We start from the raw sequence: 16,906 nt of genomic DNA on the forward strand, positions 1-16,906 counted from the left end.
GCGTCCCGCGCCGTGTCCCTTGCCATGTCCTTCGATTGACGGCGGCAGGCGCAGCTTTTAAGGTCCGGACCTCCGCACATTCCCGTTCCGGGACAGGAAGTTCGCCCCATGATTGCCAGCAGCGCCAGCCGGCCGAGCCGCCGGCCCAACACTCCGCTCTTCTCCTCGGGTCCCTGCGCGAAGCGTCCGGGCTGGTCGCTCGACGCGCTGGACGGCGCGCTGCTCGGCCGCTCCCACCGCTCCAAGCCGGGCAAGGCCAAGCTGAAGGAGGTCATCGACCTCACCCGCGCGGTGCTGGGCATCCCCGGCGACTATCGCATCGGCATCGTCCCCGCCTCCGACACCGGCGCGGTGGAGATGGCGCTGTGGTCGATGCTGGGTGCCCGCGGCGTCGACATGCTGGCCTGGGAAAGCTTCGGCAAGGAATGGGTGACCGATGTCGCCAAGCAGCTGAAGCTGCCGGACGTCCGCAACCTGATCGCCCCCTATGGCGAGTTGCCGGACCTGTCGGCGGTCGATTTCAGCCGCGACGTCGTCTTCACCTGGAACGGCACCACCGCCGGCGTGCGGGTGGCCGACGGCGACTGGATCGCCGACGACCGCGAAGGGCTGACCATCTGCGACGCCACCTCCGCCGCTTTCGCCATGGCGCTGCCCTGGCACAAGATCGACGTCGCCACCTGGTCCTGGCAGAAGGTGCTGGGCGGCGAGGCGGCGCACGGCATGCTGGTGCTGAGCCCGCGCGCCGTCGAACGGCTGGAGAGCTTCCAGCCCGACCGGCCGCTGCCGAAGATCTTCCGCCTGACCAAGAACGGCAAGCTGATCGAAGGCATCTTCGAAGGCGACACCATCAACACGCCGTCGATGCTCTGCGTCGAGGACGCCATCGACGGCCTGCGCTGGGCCCTGTCGCTGGGCGGCTTGACCCAGCTGATCCGCCGGTCGGAGCAGAACCTGCGCATCGTCGCCGAATGGGAGGAGACCAGCCCGTGGGCCGGCTTCCTGGCCAAGGATCCGGCGAACCGCTCCTGCACCTCGATCTGCCTGCGCTTCACCGACCCCGACGTGACCGCTTTGACCGAGGAGGCGCAGGCCGCCTTCGCCAAGAAGCTGTCCGCCCTGCTGGAGAAGGAGGAAGCCGCCTTCGACGCCGGGTCCTACCGCGACGCGCCTCCCGGCCTGCGCCTGTGGGGCGGGGCCACGGTGGAGAACGAAGATATGGAGGCGGTGCTGCCCTGGCTCGACTGGGCCTTCGCAACCGTCAAGGCGGAGGTTCTCGGCCCCAAGCAGGGCTGAGGTCGATCAAGCGCGAGCCGGGCCGTAATCCACAGCCCTGCTCCACCCCCTCAAAAAGCCCCACCGTGGCACGACCGCCACGGTGGGGCTTTTTGCATGGGCGGCTCTTGTGCTTTGCAGCAAAGGTTCGGGCCGGAAAACCGTTCGTATACCGCAGCATTTCTGCACCAGTGTGACCAGCCCGACGCGCGTTCCGACCTCGCGAGCTTGACCATGGTTATCCACAGAACCGTGGACAAGGTGGTGGATAAGCCTGTTGAACCATCGGTGCCGCCTGTCCCGAAACCGTCATGGAGGAAACGGGACCGATTCGCCCCTGCGGTCGCCGGACGGGCGGGGGCGGTTCCCCGGTTGAGGCACCGCCCTATCCCGAAGATGGTCTGGCAGCCTGTCGGTTGTGTCCCGACTCTTGGAAGGGATTTCCGGCGGTCCCGCTGCGGTGCGGCAACGCCGGTGCAACGACGGAAGGGCTCGGGAACGACCATGGCGCACTACCTCATCACCGGCGGCTGCGGTTTCATCGGCTCGCATCTGGCCGACCGGTTGCTCGCCGACGGGCACCGGGTGACGATCCTCGACAACATGTCGAGCGGCCGGCTGGACAACAAGCCGGCTGCGGCGAAGCTGGTGGTGGGCGACGTCGCCGATCCCGATGCGGTGCGCGAGGCGATGGCCGGCGATGCCGGGGAAGGCATAGACGGCGTTTTCCACCTCGCCGCCGTCGCGTCGGTGCAGAAATCGCGGGAGCTATGGGCGGAGACCCACCGCACCAACCTGCTGGGCACCGTCACCGTGTTCGAGGCGGCGCGCGATGCCAAGCGCGGCAGCCCGGTCCCGGTGGTCTACGCCTCCTCCGCCGCCGTCTATGGCGACAATACCAACACGCCGCTGAAGGAGGACGAGCTGCCGCGCCCGCTGTCGGCCTATGGCGTCGACAAGCTGGGCTGCGAGATGCACGCCCGCGTCGCCTGGGCGATCCAGGGGGTGCCGACGGTCGGCTTCCGCTTCTTCAACGTCTATGGCCCGCGCCAGGACCCGATGTCGCCCTATTCCGGCGTGATCTCCATCTTCGCCCGCCGGGTCGCCCGCGGCGAGGACGTGGAGATCCACGGCGACGGGCAGCAGGTCCGCGACTTCGTCTTCGTCGGCGACGTGGTGCGCATCCTGGCGCTGACGATGGAGCGGCGCTTCGCCGGCTCGCAGGTCTACAACCTCTGCACCGGCCGCGCGACTTCGCTGGTGATGCTGCTGGAGGTGCTGCAGGAACTGTGCAACAGCAAGGTCCGCCGCCGCCACACCGAACCGCGGGCCGGCGACATCCGTGTGTCGATCGGTGACCCGTCGCTGATGCGCTCCACCTTCGACACCATGTGTCAGGTCGGCCTGCTCCAGGGCCTGAGCGCCACCCTGACCGGCCGTATGCCTTGAGGGCGGTGCCATGGGCGGGTATGAGGGGAAGGGCTCAGTCATCAAGGTGAATAAAACATGGCCCGCCGCCGTTCCCTGCCCCTGCGGGCACTGTTCGTCATCCTCGCGGTCCTCGCCGTCGTCGCGGTGGCGGAGCGGGTCCACATCATCCCGCCCGGCACACTTGACCGCCTGCTGGGGCAGGAGCCCCACCGCCCGCGCCAGCCGCGCAAGCAGGAGCAGGCCGAACCACCGCCGCCGGTCGTCGCCCAACCCACCGACAAGATCGACTATGCCGACGTGGCCCGACAACTCGACGGCATCCGGGTGGAGCCGGAGAAGCGCCGAGGATACGACCGCGATGCGTGGCCGCACTGGCTGGCGCTGGAGGGCGGCTGCCTGAATTCGCGGGAGAAGGTGCTGATCCGCGATTCCCGCCGTCCGGCGACGCTTGATGCCAAGGGTTGTGGCGTGAAGTCCGGCGACTGGATCGATCCCTACACCGGCGAGCGCTACACCGATCCGCAGATGGTCGATATCGACCACCGGGTGCCGCTGGAGGAGGCCTATGCCAGCGGCGGCTACGACTGGAGCCGGGAGAAGCGCGCCGCCTACGCCAACGACACCAGCGACCCGCTGACCCTGCTGGTCTCCAGCCGCGAGGCCAACCGCGCCAAGGGCTCCAAGGGGCCGGAGGACTGGCTGCCTCCCAAGCGCGACGGCATCTGCCTCTATGTCGCCGACTGGATCCTGGTGAAGGCGCGCTGGAGCCTCAGCATGGACGAGCGGGAGCGGGTGACCGTCGGCAACATCCTGAACGACTGCCGCGCCTCGGCCGGGCAGCAGCGCTGACGCAGCCCTGCCCTGTCCGCTGCTTTGTTGGGCGTACCACCGGTTTCGCGCTACCGTCCGCCCAAGAAATGGGAGGGATGCATGAACCAGGACCCCAACGCCCTGTGGCGGGAAAGCGCCGCCACCCTGGCCGAACGGCTGGCGAAGCGGGAGCTGTCGGCGCGCGAGGCGGTCGAGGCGCATCTGGCGCGGATCGCCGCGGCCGAACCGGCGCTGTCCGCCTTCATCACCGTCGCCGCCGACACGGCGCTGGCCCGCGCCGACGCGCTGGACGCCCAGCCGGCGCCCGTCGGACCGCTTCATGGCCTGCCTGTGGCGGTGAAGGACCTGACCGACACCGCCAGCATCCGCACCACCTACGGCTCGGCGCTCTATGCCGATCATGTGCCGGCCAGCAGCGACATCGCGGTGGAGCGGATCGAGGCAGCGGGCGGCATCGTCATCGGCAAGACCAACACGCCGGAATTCGGCTTCGGCGCCATCTGCCGGAACCGCCTGTATGGCCCGACCCGCAACCCGGCCGATCCCGCCCTGACCTCCGGCGGGTCGAGCGGCGGGTCGGCGGCGGCGGTCGCGGTCGGCATGGCCCCGCTGGCGCACGGCACCGACTATGGCGGGTCGGTGCGCATCCCGGCCAGCTTCTGCGGCGTCGCCTCCATCCGGCCGACGCCGGGCCTGATCCCGGCGTCCGGCCGCGCGCTCGGCTGGGACACGCTGGCGACCCATGGCGTGCTGGCGCGTGACACCGCGGGCTGCGCGCTGCTGCTGTCGGCGATGGCCGGCAGCGACCTGCGCGACCCGACCTCGCTGTTCGGTGACCGCGACGACGGATCGGAGACGCGGCTGGGCGCCACCGCCGATTTCGGCGTCGCCACCGTCTCCCAGGCGGTGCGGGAGCGCTTCGCCGAAGCTGTGGAGCGGCTGGAGCGGGCCGCCGGGCCGGTGGCGCGCCGCCATCCCGACTGCGGCGACGCCATGGCGACCTTCCGCACGCTGCGCGCCGCCCAGACCCGACACGCCTTCGGCCCGATGCTGGCCAAACATGGCAAGGCGCTGACCGACACCATCCGCTGGAACATCGAGGCCGGCGCCGGCATCACCGCCGACGCCTATCTGGAGGCGCAGGCCGCCCGCACCGCGCTCTACCGCCGCTTCGTCGCGCTATTCGAGGAGATCGACGTGCTGGCCGCCCCAGCCTGCGGCGTGCTGCCCTGGCCGAACGAGGACGGCGAGGTGACGGTGATCGACGGCCGGCCGGTGGAGACCATCCTCGACTATATCGGCGTCACCGCCGTCGTGACGCTGATCGGTTTCCCCGTGCTGACCCTGCCGGTCGGCGGAGACGGGCTGCCCTTCGGCATCCAGCTGATCGCCCGGCCGGGCGAGGAACGGCGCCTGATCCGCCTGGGCCAGATGCTGGAGCGGGAGGCGGGGTTCACCCACCGCTGGGCCGCTGCCTGGGCTCCCTGAGCGGGCACCTGCCGCCGGGACATGAACCACGGCAGGTGACAGCGAATTCATGCCTTTGGCGCGGCAAATGGTGGTAATCGGCAGATCATGTGCTGACCGCTTGCGAGTGCCCGACCGATGCCCGCGCGTGCATACACCCCGCCTGCTCCCACCGGACGCCTGTCCGCCGCCCGCCATTTCCTGTCCGACGTCTGGCGCCTGACCAAGCCCTATTGGTCGTCGGAGGAGAAATGGGCGGCGCGCGGCCTGCTGGCGGCGATCGTCGTCCTCAATCTGGCGGCGGTGTTCATGGAGGTCTGGTTCACCCAGATCAACGCAGACATCTTCAACGCGCTGCAGGAGAAGGACCAAAGCGGCTTCATCCAAGCCCTGCTGGTGTTCGGCGGGCTGGCGCTGGTCTTCATCGCGGTGGCCGTCTATCGCCTTTATCTGAACCAGATGCTGCAGATCCGCTGGCGGCGCTGGCTGACCGAACGCTATCTCGGCGATTGGCTGGAGAATCAGACCTATTACCGGCTGCAATTCGCCAACACCGGCACCGACAACCCCGACCAGCGCATCGCCGAGGATCTGCGCAGCTTCGTCCAGTTGACGCTGAGCCTGTCGCTGGGCTTCCTCACCAATCTGGTCTCGCTGGTCTCCTTCCTCGCCATCCTGTGGAGTCTGTCGGGGTCGGTCACCATCCCGTGGCTCGGCATCGATCTTCCCGGCTACATGGTGTGGGTGGCGCTGGTCTATGCCGTCGCCGGCACCTGGATCACCCACCGGATCGGCAAGCCGCTGGCCCGGCTCAGCTTCGACCAGCAGCGTTACGAGGCCGACTTCCGCTTCGCCCTGGTCCGCCTGCGCGAGAATGCCGAGAGCGTCGCCCTGCAACAGGGCGAGGCGCAGGAGGCGCGCGGCTTCGGCGACCGCTTCGCCCGCGTCGTCGCCAACTGGTGGTCGCTGATGCGTACGCAGAAGCGGCTGGTCTGGTTCACCTCCGCCTATGGCCAGATCGCCGTCATCTTCCCGCTGCTGGTCGCCGCCCCTCGCTATTTCAGCGGCGCCCTTCCGTTGGGCTCGCTGATGCAGACCTCGCAGGCCTTCGGGCAGGTGCAAGGCGCGCTGTCCTGGTTCATCGACGCCTATGTGAACCTCGCCGACTGGCACGCCACCACCAGCCGTCTGACCGGCTTCCACCATGCGGTACAGGCGGTGCGCGCCGCCAGCCGCGACCATGCGGGGGTGGAGCGCGCGGCGGCCACGGACGGCGCCCTGACGCTGGACGGGCTGGCCCTGACCCTGCCCACCAGCGGAACGCCGCTGGTCCGCGCCGACCTGACGGTGCAGCCGGGCGACACCCTGCTGATCACCGGCCCTTCCGGGTCGGGCAAGAGCACCATCCTGCGCGCCATCGCCGGCATCTGGCCCTTCGGCCGCGGCCGCATCGCCCTGCCTGCCGGCGGCACGGCCACCGTCAACGGCAGCATGGTCCTGCCGCAGAAGCCCTATCTGCCGATCAGCACCCTGCGCGCCGCCGTCACCTATCCCGCCCCTCCCGACGCCTTCGAGGCGGAGGCGGTGCGCGAGGTGCTGGACGCCGTCGGCATGGCCGGCTTCGCCGACCGGCTGGACGAGGAGGACCACTGGACGCAGCGGCTGTCCGGCGGCGAACAGCAGCGCATCGCCATCGCCCGCGCCCTGCTGCACAAGCCCGACTGGCTCTATCTTGACGAGGCCACCTCCGCCTGCGATCCGGAGACGGAGGAACGGCTTTACGGCCTGCTGCGTGCCCGCCTTCCCGGCACCACCCTGGTCAGCGTCGGCCACCGCCCCAGCCTCGCGGCCTTCCACGAGCGCCGGCTGACGGTGCGGCGCAATGGCGACGGGATCGGGGAGCTGGCGGCGGTGTAAACTACGCGGGCGCCTGCTCCCCCCGCGCCTCCGCCAGTAGCCACTGTCGGAAGGCGGCAAAGGGCGGGTGGTTGGCCTTGCCGCGGGGGTGGACGAGGTAATAGGCCCGCGCGCTGCGGTGCGGCCGGTCGATGGCCGGGACCAGGGTCCCGTCGTCCAACTCGGCGCGGACCAGCAGGGTCGGCAGCAGGGCGACGCCCAGCCCTGCCTCCGCCGCCTGGGCGGTTGTGGCGAATTGCTCGAACACCATGCCGGCACCGGGGCGCGGCGGCAGCCCCTGGGCCGACAGCCACTCGTTCCAGGCGTCGGCGCGCGTGCTGGTGTGCAGCAGCGGCAGGGACAGCAGGTCAGCAGGCTCCGCCACCGGATGGGCGCTGAGGAAGGCCGGCGAGCAGACCGGCAGCACCTCCTCGTCCAGCAGATGGTCGCAGACGGCGTCGGGCCAGTCGCCGAAGCCGTAATGGATGGCGGCATCCAGGTCGTGCAGGCGGAAATCGAAGGGCGCCAGCTTGGTGGTGAAGTGGATCGTCACCTGCGGGTGCGCCGCCTGGAAGGCCGGCAGCCGCGGCACCAGCCAGCGCGTGCCGAAGGTCGGCAGGATGGCGAGGTTCAGCACGCCGCCCTTGGGCGCGGCGATGGTCCGCACGGTGGCCGCCGCGATCTGGCGCAGGGCGTCACGGATCGGGTCGGCATAGAGCGCCCCGGTCGGGGTCAGCGTCACCCGCTGGCCCTTGCGGGTGAACAGCGGGGTGCCGATCTGGTCCTCCAGCGCCTTGATCTGCCGGCTGACCGCGCCTTGCGTCAGCGAAAGCTCGGCCGCCGCGGCGGTGAAGCTGCCGGTGCGGGCCGCCGCCTCGAAGGCGGTCAGCATGCTCATCGAGGGGAGGAGGCGGCGCTGCAGATCCATGACCCCTTCATTACCAAAGCTCATGACCTGTGGAAAGAAAGTCGTTTGCGCCCTGGCGCGCGGCACGGCACGCTCGCTATCCTGGAGATCCTGAACAGGCGGGGCGGCATCGCGATGAAGACCGGTGGTCAGTTGGTCGTCGAAGCGCTGGAGGCGCAAGGCGTGCGGCGGGTGTTCGGCGTGCCGGGCGAGAGCTATCTCGCCGTGCTGGACGCCCTGCACGACAGCCCGATCGAGATGGTCGTCGCCCGCCACGAAGGCGGTGCCGCGATGATGGCGGAGGCGCAGGCCAAGCTGACCGGCCGCCCCGGCGTCTGCCTTGTCACCCGCGGTCCCGGCGCCACCAACGCCGCGTCCGGCATCCATGTCGCGCAGCAGGACGAAACCCCGCTGGTCGTTCTGGTCGGCCAGATCGAGCGCGGCATGCGTGGCCGCGACGCCTTTCAGGAGGTGGATTACGGCAAGCTGTTCGGCGGCATGTGCAAATGGGTCGCCGAGATCGACAGCGCCGACCGCGTGCCGGAGATGATCTCCCGCGCCTTCCACACCGCGATGGCCGGCCGCCCCGGCCCGGTGGTGCTGGCCCTGCCGGAAGACACGCTGACCGAGACCGCCGACGTCGAGATCGCCCCGTTCGCGGAACCGGTGGAGTGCGCCCCCACGCCGGCGCAGCTGGCGTCCTTCGGCGCGCTGCTGGCCAAGGCGGAACGGCCGCTTCTGGTTGTCGGCGGTTCCCGCTGGACGGCGGAGCAGGTGGCGGCGCTGCAGGGCTTTGCCGAAAAGCTGTCGCTGCCGGTGGCGGTGACCTTCCGCCGACAGATGCTGTTCGATCATTGCCACCCGCTCTATGCCGGCGACATCGGGCTGGGTATCAACCCGAAGCTGACGGCGCTGGTCAGGGACAGCGACCTGCTGATCCTGCTGGGCGACCGCTTCTCAGAAGTGCCGTCGCAGAGCTACGACCTCCTGGGCATCCCGGATCCGGGGAAAGCGGTGGTGCATATCCACCCGGGGGCGGAAGAGATCGGCCGCGTCTATCGCCCGACGCTGGGCATGGTCGCCACCCCGGCCGGCTTCCTCGACGCGGTGGCGGAACTGAGCCTGAGCGCGAAGCCGGACTGGAAGGCCCGGGCAGAGGCCGCGCACGCCGCCTATGACGCCTGGAGCACCCCGCCCGACTCCATCCCCGGCGACGTGCAGATGGGCCGCATCATGGCCTGGCTGGACGAGCGGCTGGAGCATGACGCCATCTTCACCAACGGCGCCGGCAACTACGCCACCTGGATTCACCGTTTCCACCGCTTCCGCCGCTTCGGCACCCAGGCGGCGCCGGTGTGCGGGTCCATGGGCTACGGCCTGCCCGCCGCCATCGCCGCCAAGCTGCAGCATCGCACCCGCGACGTGCTGTGCTTCGCCGGCGACGGCTGCTTCCAGATGACGGGGCTGGAGTTCGGCACCGCCGTTCAGGAAGGGGCCGCCGTGATCGTGCTGGTCGTCGACAACGGCATGTACGGCACCATCCGCATGCATCAGGAGCGCGAGTATCCCGGCCGCGTGTCCGGCACCCGGCTGCAGAATCCCGACTTCGCCGCCTTCGCCCGCGCTTATGGCGGCCATGGCGAAACGGTGGAGACCACCGAACAGTTCGCCCCGGCCTTCGAACGCGCCCGCGCGTCCGGCCTGCCGGCGATCATCCACATCAAGCTCGACCCCGAAGCCCTGACCCCGACCCGGACGCTCTCCGAGATCCGCGCGGCGGGCAAGGGGAAGTGATTTAACACTCTCCACCACCTAAGTCCCCTCTCCCCCCCGGGGAGAGGGTTAGGGTGAGGGGGAAGCACCGCAGGATTTTCGCAAAAGTCCCGCCACGCATCCCCCTCACCCCGTCCCTCTCCCCGGGGGGGAGAGGGGGAGTTCTATACAGACCCAAGGAGCCACCCCGGTGCAGCACAGCGACATCCTCTCCCGTTTCGGCCTGACCTCCAGCGAAGCCGGTCTCACCGCCCGGTCGCCGGTGGACGGCGCCACGCTTGCCACGGTGGCGGAGACCGCGCCGTCGCAGGTGTCGGACATCGTCGCCAACGCCGCCCGCGCCTTCGAGGCGTGGCGCTCCGTGCCGGCCCCGCGCCGCGGCGAGCTGGTCCGCCTGCTGGGCGAGGAGCTGCGCGCCGCCAAGGAGGATCTCGGCCGTCTGGTTTCGCTGGAAGCCGGCAAGATCTACCAGGAAGGCCTGGGCGAAGTGCAGGAGATGATCGACATCTGCGACTTCGCCGTCGGCCTGTCGCGCCAGCTCTACGGCCTGACCATCGCGTCGGAGCGTCCGGGCCATTCGATGCGCGAGACCTGGCACCCGGCCGGCCCCTGCCTCGTCATCTCCGCCTTCAACTTCCCGGTGGCGGTGTGGTCGTGGAACGCGGCGCTGGCGCTGGTCTGCGGCGACCCGGTCGTCTGGAAGCCGTCGGAAAAGACCCCGCTGACCGCCGCCGCCTGTCAGGTCATCTTCGACCGCGCCGTCGCCCGCTTCGGCGACGCGCCGGCCAACCTGTCCCAAATCGTCCAGGGCAGCCGTCAGATCGGCGAGGCGCTTGTCGCCCACCCCGGCTTCCCGATCGTCTCGGCCACCGGCTCCACCCGCATGGGCCGCGAGGTTTCCAAGGTGGTGGCGGAACGCTTCGGCCGCTCGATCCTGGAGCTGGGCGGCAACAACGCCATGATCGTGGCGCCGTCTGCCGACCTCGACATGGCGCTGCGCGCCATCCTGTTCTCCGCCGTCGGCACCTGCGGCCAGCGCTGCACCACGCTGCGTCGGCTGATCGTCCACCGCTCGGTCAAGGACCAGCTGCTGCCGCGCCTGAAGGCGGCCTACGCCTCGGTTTCGATCGGCAGCCCGCTGGAGACCGGCGTGCTGATGGGTCCGCTGGTCGACGCCGACGCCTTCAAGGCGATGCAGCGCGCGCTGGACGCCGCAAAGGCCGAGGGCGGCACGGTGACCGGCGGCGAGCGCACGCTGACCGACCGCTTCCCCAACGCCTATTACGTCACCCCGGCCATCGTCGAGATGCCGGCCCAGACCGAGGTGGTGCGGCACGAGACCTTTGCGCCGATCCTCTACGTCATGACCTACGACACGCTGGAAGAGGCCATCGCGCTGCAGAACGCGGTGCCGCAGGGCCTGTCCTCCTGCATCTTCTCCACCGACATCCGTGAGACGGAGCGCTTCCTGTCGGCCGCCGGGTCCGACTGCGGCATCGCCAACGTCAACATCGGCCCCAGCGGTGCGGAGATCGGCGGCGCCTTCGGCGGCGAGAAGGAGACCGGCGGCGGCCGCGAGTCCGGGTCGGATTCGTGGAAGGCGTACATGCGCCGCCAGACCGCGACGGTGAACTACTCCTCCGCGCTGCCGCTGGCCCAGGGCATCAAGTTCGAGATCATGGGCTGATCGACGACTGAGTCCCGACCTCCGCGGCGTCATCGCCCCTTGCGAGCAGCATTTCCCGGCGCGACACTCGGGTAGCGAACGGAAAATCGAGGGGAGCGATGGCGGACGCGGCAGGTCATACGGTTCTGGCACGCCTGCAAGCCCTGCGGGCGGCGCCGGAACCGCTGGCGGCCCTGCTGGCCGACCTGCGCGGAATCGAGCATGGCGGCGATCCCCGCTTCGCCATGACGCTCGACCATTATCTGCAAAGCTGGCTGGGCAGCCAGCCGCGCGAGGTGTTCCGGCTGGCCGGTCCCCGCCTGCTGATCCTGGCGCCGGCCGATGCCGGCCCGCTGCTCGACGCCGGGGCCAAGGCGCTGGGCCACATGCTGCTGTCCCACGGCTTCGGCACGCTCCACGCCACCCGCTACGACATGGCGACGGAGACGGAGCGGCTGTTCGCCGACCTGTTCCCCAACAACACCACCGCCGCCCTGCGCGAGGCGGCGGAACGCGCGCCTACCGCGGCGCTCGCCCATCTGCTGGAGGTGGAGCGGGTGCTGCACGGCGCCGATGTCGACAGCATCGTTCGCGAACAGCCGGTGTGGTCCTTCGCCGGCGACCGTGCCGCAGTGGTCGCCACTGAACTGGCGGTGTCGCTGGAGGAACTGGAATCCCGCCTCTCCCTGTCGCTTCGGCGCGATTCCTGGCTGCGGCACGAGGTGGCGGTGCGGCTCGACCGCGGCCTGTTGCGCCATATCGCCCGCGACCGCGCCCACGACCCCCGCGCCTTCACTGTCGATCTGCACACCGCGACGGTGCTGGACGACAATTTCGAGGAGCTGGCCCGCGCCATCCCGACTGAGATGCGGGGGCGGATCACCGCCGAGCTTCCCTGCTGGGAACTCACCCTCGCTCCGTCCCAGGTGGTCGCGGCGGCTGGGCGTCTTGCCGATGCCGGATTCGCGGTGGCGCTGGACCATATGCCGATGGCGGCCCTCGACAGTCTCGATCTGGCAGGGCTGGAACCCATCTTCATCAAGACGCAATGGTTCCACGGAGCCGCAGGGGCCGCTGACAAACTCTCCGCCGCGGTCGCCCGCTTCGGTGCCGGGCGGCTTGTGTTGTGGCGCTGCGACGAGCCCATGGCCCTCGACACCGGGCGCACCGCCGGGGTCACACTGTTCCAAGGCCGCGCGGCCGATGCCGCCGCCGCCTCTCCCCACGGCCTGCCCGAGATCCAGCCCCGCCCTGTCGCCGAGGAACCGGAAGAACCGGAAGAGGCCGTTCCTGCCATGGCGGAAATGGTGGAGCCGGCACTCCCGTCCCGCCCTGGCCTGCTCGGCCGGCTAATGGGGCGCGGCTGACGGCCGCACAGTGCAGGCATCCGCGCCCCGCGATTGACAGCCGGTCATTACGGGTTCCTAATAGTTAAAATGCTAACGAACAACGAAGGCGTCGGATGTCTGTCCAAGCGCCCAGCCAAACACCCGCGAAGCCCATCCCCGCCGCGGCGACCTCCCGCTCTCCCCGCCTGCTGAACGCCACTGTTTTCGGGCTTGCCGGGGCCTTCGGGCTGCTGTCCTACATCGGCATCGGCCATGGGATGGAGGCGCTGTGGAACCCGACCGGCGCCGTCATCATCGCCGGCGGCATCGCCGTCGCCGCCTTGATGGCCTTCCGGGCCAGCGAGCTGCGCACCGCGCTGGCCTCGTTGCGTGCGATCTTCCGCGACGACGAATCCATCGCCCCCGACATCGCCGAGCTGGTGGCCTTCGCCCGCCTCTATCAGCGCGGCCAAATCCAGCGGGCGGAGGAACAGGGGACGAAGGCCGGCAGCCCCTTCCTGCGGCTGGGGTTGCAGTTGATCGCCGACGGCACGCCGGTCAACGACATCCTCCATGTGATGAACTGGCGCATCCAGAAGCTGATCGAGCGGGAATCGGTGCAATCGCGCCTGTACCGCACTCTGGCCGGGCTGGCGCCCGCCTTCGGGCTGCTGGCGACGCTGGTCGGTCTGATCGGCATGATGGCGCAGCTCGGCACCGCGACGATCTCGCAGGTGGGCGAGCACATGTCGGTGGCGCTGGTGGCGACGCTGTACGGCGTGGTGCTGGCCAACCTCGTATTCAAGCCGATCGCCATCAAGCTGGAACAGCGCACGGCGCGGCGCGTGGCGATGCTGAACGTGCTGTTGGAAGGCATCATCCTGGTGCGTCTCGGCCGCTCGCCGACGGTCATCGCCGAGGCGCTCGCCGAGTTCGTGCGTGAGCGCGGGGACGAACTCCATGGCACCTCCTGACGACGGGGTGCGGGACCGGGATCTGGCGCCGGACGACGCGCAGGACCTCGCCACCCCCACCTGGGCGACCAATTTCGGATCGAACGGCGGCTTGCTGCCCGCAGCGGCGGATGAGGACCAGGAGATCTGGCTGCTCAGCTACTCCGACCTCGTTACGCTCCTGCTGTCGGTGTTCGTCATGCTGCTGGCGATCACCACGCTGAAGGACCAGCTTCCGACCACGCCGCAGCCCGAAACGCCCGCCGTCGCGCTCCACACGACCACGACGAACCCGCCCCTGTTCGACGAGCCGGAACCGGCCATGGTTCCCCGGCCGGTTCCGCCAGAGCCCATCATCCAACCGCCGGACCCGCGCCCGCGCCTGGACGACGACGAGGTGGCGGTGACCGCCCCCGATCTGGTCGCGGCACGGTGGCGCGAAGCCCTGGCGAAGCTGGGCGTGCCGCCCGGCGTGGCGGTCGATGTGCGGCAGAACCGGGTCGGCATCGTCATCGGCGACGGCATCCTCTTCGCCCCCGGACAGGCCGACCTGACACCGGGCGGCGACGGGCTGCTGCGTCGGCTGGCCCCGACGCTGGCGGCGACCCGCGGCGAGGTGGTGGTGGAGGGGCACAGCGACTCCACGCCGATCGCCAACCACCGCTTCCCCTCCAATTGGGAACTGTCGGGCGGCCGGGCTGCCAGCGTGGTCCGCCGGCTGATCGAGCTGGGACTGCCGCCGGACCGGCTGTCGGCGGTGGGATTCGCCGACACCCGGCCGCTGTCCACCGGCAGCGATCCGGCATCGCTGGCACGCAACCGCCGCGTCGCCATCACCATCCAGGCCGACGGCATTCCCGCCGGCCGCGAGCCCGTCAGAGCGATTCAATAGGGGCAGGGTTTGATTTGACGCAATGCAGCGACACGGCGGAGGGGGCTATGCTGAGGTCTGGTGGTCGATCTGGTTGACGTATTGTCCTCCACCCCGATGGCGCCGCCCCCGGCGGTTGTTTCCCCGGCGGAAACACCCAAAGGAGGCATCCTGGCGCCCCTTCCCCCGCCCGCCGGGGGAAGGTCGGGGAGGACTTTTCCCGCGGCACTGCCGTGGCCGCCACCATCACGCACGGTTTCCGTCCCGCCCAACCGGCTGGAGTGACCATGTCCGTTCAGCCTTCCACGCAATCGTCCGCCGACCAACCTGCCGCCTCTGCCACGCCGAATCCGGCCACCGCGAATCCGGCCACCGGGCAGGTGGTCGCCGTCCGCGGCTCGGTCATCGACCTCCGCTTTCCCGAGACGGCGCTGCCGCCGCTGTTCGATGCGGTGGAGATCCTGTGGGACGGCCCGGAACGGCTGGTGGCGGAGGTGCAGAGCCATCTCGACGCCGGAACCGCGCGCGCCATTGCCCTGCAGGGCACGTCCGGCCTGCGCCGCGGCACGCCGGCACGCTCCACCGGCGGCCCGCTGACCGCCCCGGTGGGCGACGCGGTGCTGGGCCGGCTGATCGACGTCATGGGGCTGGCGCGCGACGACGGGCCGGAACTGCCGCCCGATACCCCGCGCGCGCCGATCCACCGCGCCCCGCCGCCGCTCGCCCGCCGCAGTCCACGCCGCGACCTGCTGGAGACCGGCATCAAGGTGATCGACCTGCTGGCCCCGATGGCCCGTGGCGGCAAGGCCGCCATGTTCGGCGGCGCCGGGGTCGGCAAGACCGTGCTGGTGATGGAGCTGATCCGCAAGATGGTGGAGCGCCACACCGGCATCTCCGTCTTCGCCGGCATCGGCGAACGCTCCCGCGAGGGACAGGAGCTTTGGGAGGAGATGCAGCGCTCCGGCGTGCTCGACCGCACCGCGCTGGTCTTCGGCCAGATGAACGAGCCGCCGGGTGCACGCTGGCGCGTCGGCCTGACTGCTCTGACCATCGCCGAGCACTTCCGCGACGAGGAGCGGCGCGACGTCCTGCTGCTGATGGACAATGTCTTCCGCTTCGTCCAGGCCGGTGCCGAGGTGTCGGGCCTGCTCGGCCGCCTGCCGTCGCGCGTCGGCTATCAGCCCACGCTCGCCAGCGAGATCGCGGAGCTTGAGGAGCGGGTGGCCTCCACCCCCGGCGCGGTGGTGACGGCGATCCAGGCGGTCTATGTCCCGGCCGACGATTTCACCGACCCGGCGGTGGCGGAGCTGTTCAGCCACCTCGACAGTTCCATCGTGCTGTCGCGCGCCATGGCGGCGGAGGGGCTGTATCCGGCGGTCGATCCGCTGACCTCCACCTCCAGCCTGCTCGACCCGCTGGTGGTGGGGGAGGCGCATTACCGGCTGGCGGAGGAGGTGCGCAAGACCATCGCCCATTATCGCGAATTGCAGGATGTGATCGCGCTGCTGGGCATGGAGGAGCTGAGCGCCGCCGACCGTCTGGCCGTGCGCCGCGCCCGCCGCCTGCAACGATTCCTGACCCAGCCCTTCATGGTGACGGAGGCCTTCACCGGCCATGCCGGCGTCAGCGTGCCGCTGGAGGAGACGCTGAAGGGCTGCCGCGCCATTCTGGACGGCGACTGCGACGACTGGGCCGAAAGCGCCTTCTTCATGACCGGCACCCTGGTTCAGGTCCGCGAGCGCGACAGCGCCGGGAGGGGGGCATGAGCGACCTCTCCCTCATCATCACCACGCCGACCTCCGTCGCCGCCCAGCTCACCGGCCTCCGCCATCTGCGGGCGGAGGATGCCAGCGGCGCCTTCGGCATCTGGCCCGGCCATGCCGACCTGCTGACCGCCCTGGCGATCTCCGTCATCAGTTGGCGCGGCGCCGATGGGCGGGAGGGCCATTGCGCGGTGCGCGGCGGGGTGCTGACCATCCGCGACGGCGCGAAGATCGCGGTGGCAACGCGCGAGGCGGTGCCGGGCGACGACCTCCGCGCGCTGGAGCGCGACGTGCTGGCCCGCTTCCGCCGCAATGTGGAGGAGGAGGGAGAGGCACGGTCCGGCGCCCGCCGCATGCATCTGGCCGCGATCCGCCACATCCTGGCCTATCTGCGCCCGGACCGCCGCCGTTCGGAGAATCCTGGCGGGCCCTTCGCACCCACCCCCGACGGCGGGGAGGAAGCACCATGACCGACGAGCAGGATCCGCTTCCCGACAGCGTCCGCCGCCAGCGCGAACGGCGGGAGCATTGGCTGCGCGAGGGCGAACGGCCGATGGGCCGCAATCTAGCCCTGATCGGAGCGCTGGGGTGGCTGGTAATCGTGCCGACGCTGGCCGGCCTGTTCGCCGGGCGCTGGCTCGACGAGCGGGCCGGCGGCGGCATTTTCTGGACCGCGGCGCTGCTGTTCGTGGGCGTGGTGCTCGGCGGATGGCTCGCCTGGAACCGCATCGAACAGGAACGCTGA

Annotated in this window: 14 protein-coding genes; 13 read left to right on the plus strand and 1 reads right to left on the minus strand. The window is 70.1% G+C overall.

Annotated elements, in window-relative coordinates:
* Nucleotides 1–108 precede the first annotated feature (108 nt).
* The 5 genes from ACCD06_RS04345 to ACCD06_RS04365 all read left to right on the plus strand — a co-directional run bounded on the left by ACCD06_RS04345 (nucleotide 109) and on the right by ACCD06_RS04365 (nucleotide 6,921).
* Nucleotides 109–1,296 (plus strand): phosphoserine transaminase, encoded by a 1,188-nt coding sequence (locus ACCD06_RS04345; RefSeq protein WP_199232152.1) that lies wholly within the window; start codon nucleotides 109–111, stop codon nucleotides 1,294–1,296.
* Between the two features lie 483 nt (nucleotides 1,297–1,779).
* Complete coding sequence (locus tag ACCD06_RS04350; RefSeq protein WP_413339034.1) at nucleotides 1,780–2,724, plus strand: SDR family NAD(P)-dependent oxidoreductase; 945 nt, start codon at nucleotides 1,780–1,782, stop codon at nucleotides 2,722–2,724.
* Between the two features lie 57 nt (nucleotides 2,725–2,781).
* Nucleotides 2,782–3,555 carry an HNH endonuclease gene (locus ACCD06_RS04355; RefSeq protein ID WP_413339036.1) on the plus strand — a complete coding sequence of 258 codons (774 nt, stop codon included), beginning with the start codon at nucleotides 2,782–2,784 and terminating at the stop codon, nucleotides 3,553–3,555.
* Nucleotides 3,556–3,636: 81 nt separating this feature from the next.
* Nucleotides 3,637–5,025 (plus strand): amidase, encoded by a 1,389-nt coding sequence (locus ACCD06_RS04360; protein ID WP_413339038.1) that lies wholly within the window; start codon nucleotides 3,637–3,639, stop codon nucleotides 5,023–5,025.
* Nucleotides 5,026–5,142: 117 nt separating this feature from the next.
* Nucleotides 5,143–6,921, plus strand: coding sequence for an ABC transporter ATP-binding protein/permease (locus tag ACCD06_RS04365; RefSeq protein WP_413339040.1), 1,779 nt, complete (start codon nucleotides 5,143–5,145; stop codon nucleotides 6,919–6,921).
* Nucleotide 6,922: 1 nt separating this feature from the next.
* Here ACCD06_RS04365 and gcvA read toward each other — a convergent pair whose 3' ends face one another.
* Nucleotides 6,923–7,828: a transcriptional regulator GcvA gene (gcvA, locus tag ACCD06_RS04370; RefSeq protein ID WP_413339042.1), complete on the minus strand. Its 906-nt coding sequence runs from the start codon at nucleotides 7,826–7,828 to the stop codon at nucleotides 6,923–6,925.
* Between the two features lie 114 nt (nucleotides 7,829–7,942).
* Here gcvA and ACCD06_RS04375 point away from each other — a divergent pair, with 114 nt between their 5' ends.
* The 8 genes from ACCD06_RS04375 to ACCD06_RS04410 all read left to right on the plus strand — a co-directional run bounded on the left by ACCD06_RS04375 (nucleotide 7,943) and on the right by ACCD06_RS04410 (nucleotide 16,906).
* Nucleotides 7,943–9,601 carry a thiamine pyrophosphate-binding protein gene (locus ACCD06_RS04375; RefSeq protein ID WP_413339416.1) on the plus strand — a complete coding sequence of 553 codons (1,659 nt, stop codon included), beginning with the start codon at nucleotides 7,943–7,945 and terminating at the stop codon, nucleotides 9,599–9,601.
* 169 nt (nucleotides 9,602–9,770) lie between these two features.
* Nucleotides 9,771–11,267 carry an aldehyde dehydrogenase family protein gene (locus tag ACCD06_RS04380; RefSeq protein ID WP_413339044.1) on the plus strand — a complete coding sequence of 499 codons (1,497 nt, stop codon included), beginning with the start codon at nucleotides 9,771–9,773 and terminating at the stop codon, nucleotides 11,265–11,267.
* A 98-nt stretch (nucleotides 11,268–11,365) separates the two neighbouring features.
* Nucleotides 11,366–12,613, plus strand: coding sequence for a hypothetical protein (locus ACCD06_RS04385; protein WP_413339046.1), 1,248 nt, complete (start codon nucleotides 11,366–11,368; stop codon nucleotides 12,611–12,613).
* Nucleotides 12,614–12,708: 95 nt separating this feature from the next.
* Entirely contained in the window at nucleotides 12,709–13,548 is an 840-nt protein-coding gene (locus tag ACCD06_RS04390; RefSeq protein WP_413339048.1) for a motility protein A, read from the plus strand.
* A complete protein-coding gene (locus tag ACCD06_RS04395) occupies nucleotides 13,535–14,419 on the plus strand; it encodes an OmpA family protein (RefSeq protein ID WP_413339050.1) in 885 nt (294 codons plus the stop codon). The genes ACCD06_RS04390 and ACCD06_RS04395 overlap by 14 nt, the downstream gene beginning before the upstream one ends.
* Before the next feature lie 266 nt (nucleotides 14,420–14,685).
* Nucleotides 14,686–16,164, plus strand: a complete 1,479-nt coding sequence (gene atpD, locus ACCD06_RS04400) for a F0F1 ATP synthase subunit beta (protein WP_413339052.1) — start codon at nucleotides 14,686–14,688, stop codon at nucleotides 16,162–16,164.
* A complete protein-coding gene (locus ACCD06_RS04405; RefSeq protein ID WP_109075489.1) occupies nucleotides 16,161–16,631 on the plus strand; it encodes a F0F1 ATP synthase subunit epsilon in 471 nt (156 codons plus the stop codon). The genes atpD and ACCD06_RS04405 overlap by 4 nt, the downstream gene beginning before the upstream one ends.
* Complete coding sequence (locus ACCD06_RS04410; RefSeq protein ID WP_109075490.1) at nucleotides 16,628–16,906, plus strand: AtpZ/AtpI family protein; 279 nt, start codon at nucleotides 16,628–16,630, stop codon at nucleotides 16,904–16,906. Before ACCD06_RS04405 ends, ACCD06_RS04410 begins: the two co-directional genes overlap by 4 nt.

This window comes from Azospirillum sp. CT11-132, assembly GCF_047302835.1.
Lineage (GTDB): Bacteria > Pseudomonadota > Alphaproteobacteria > Azospirillales > Azospirillaceae > Azospirillum.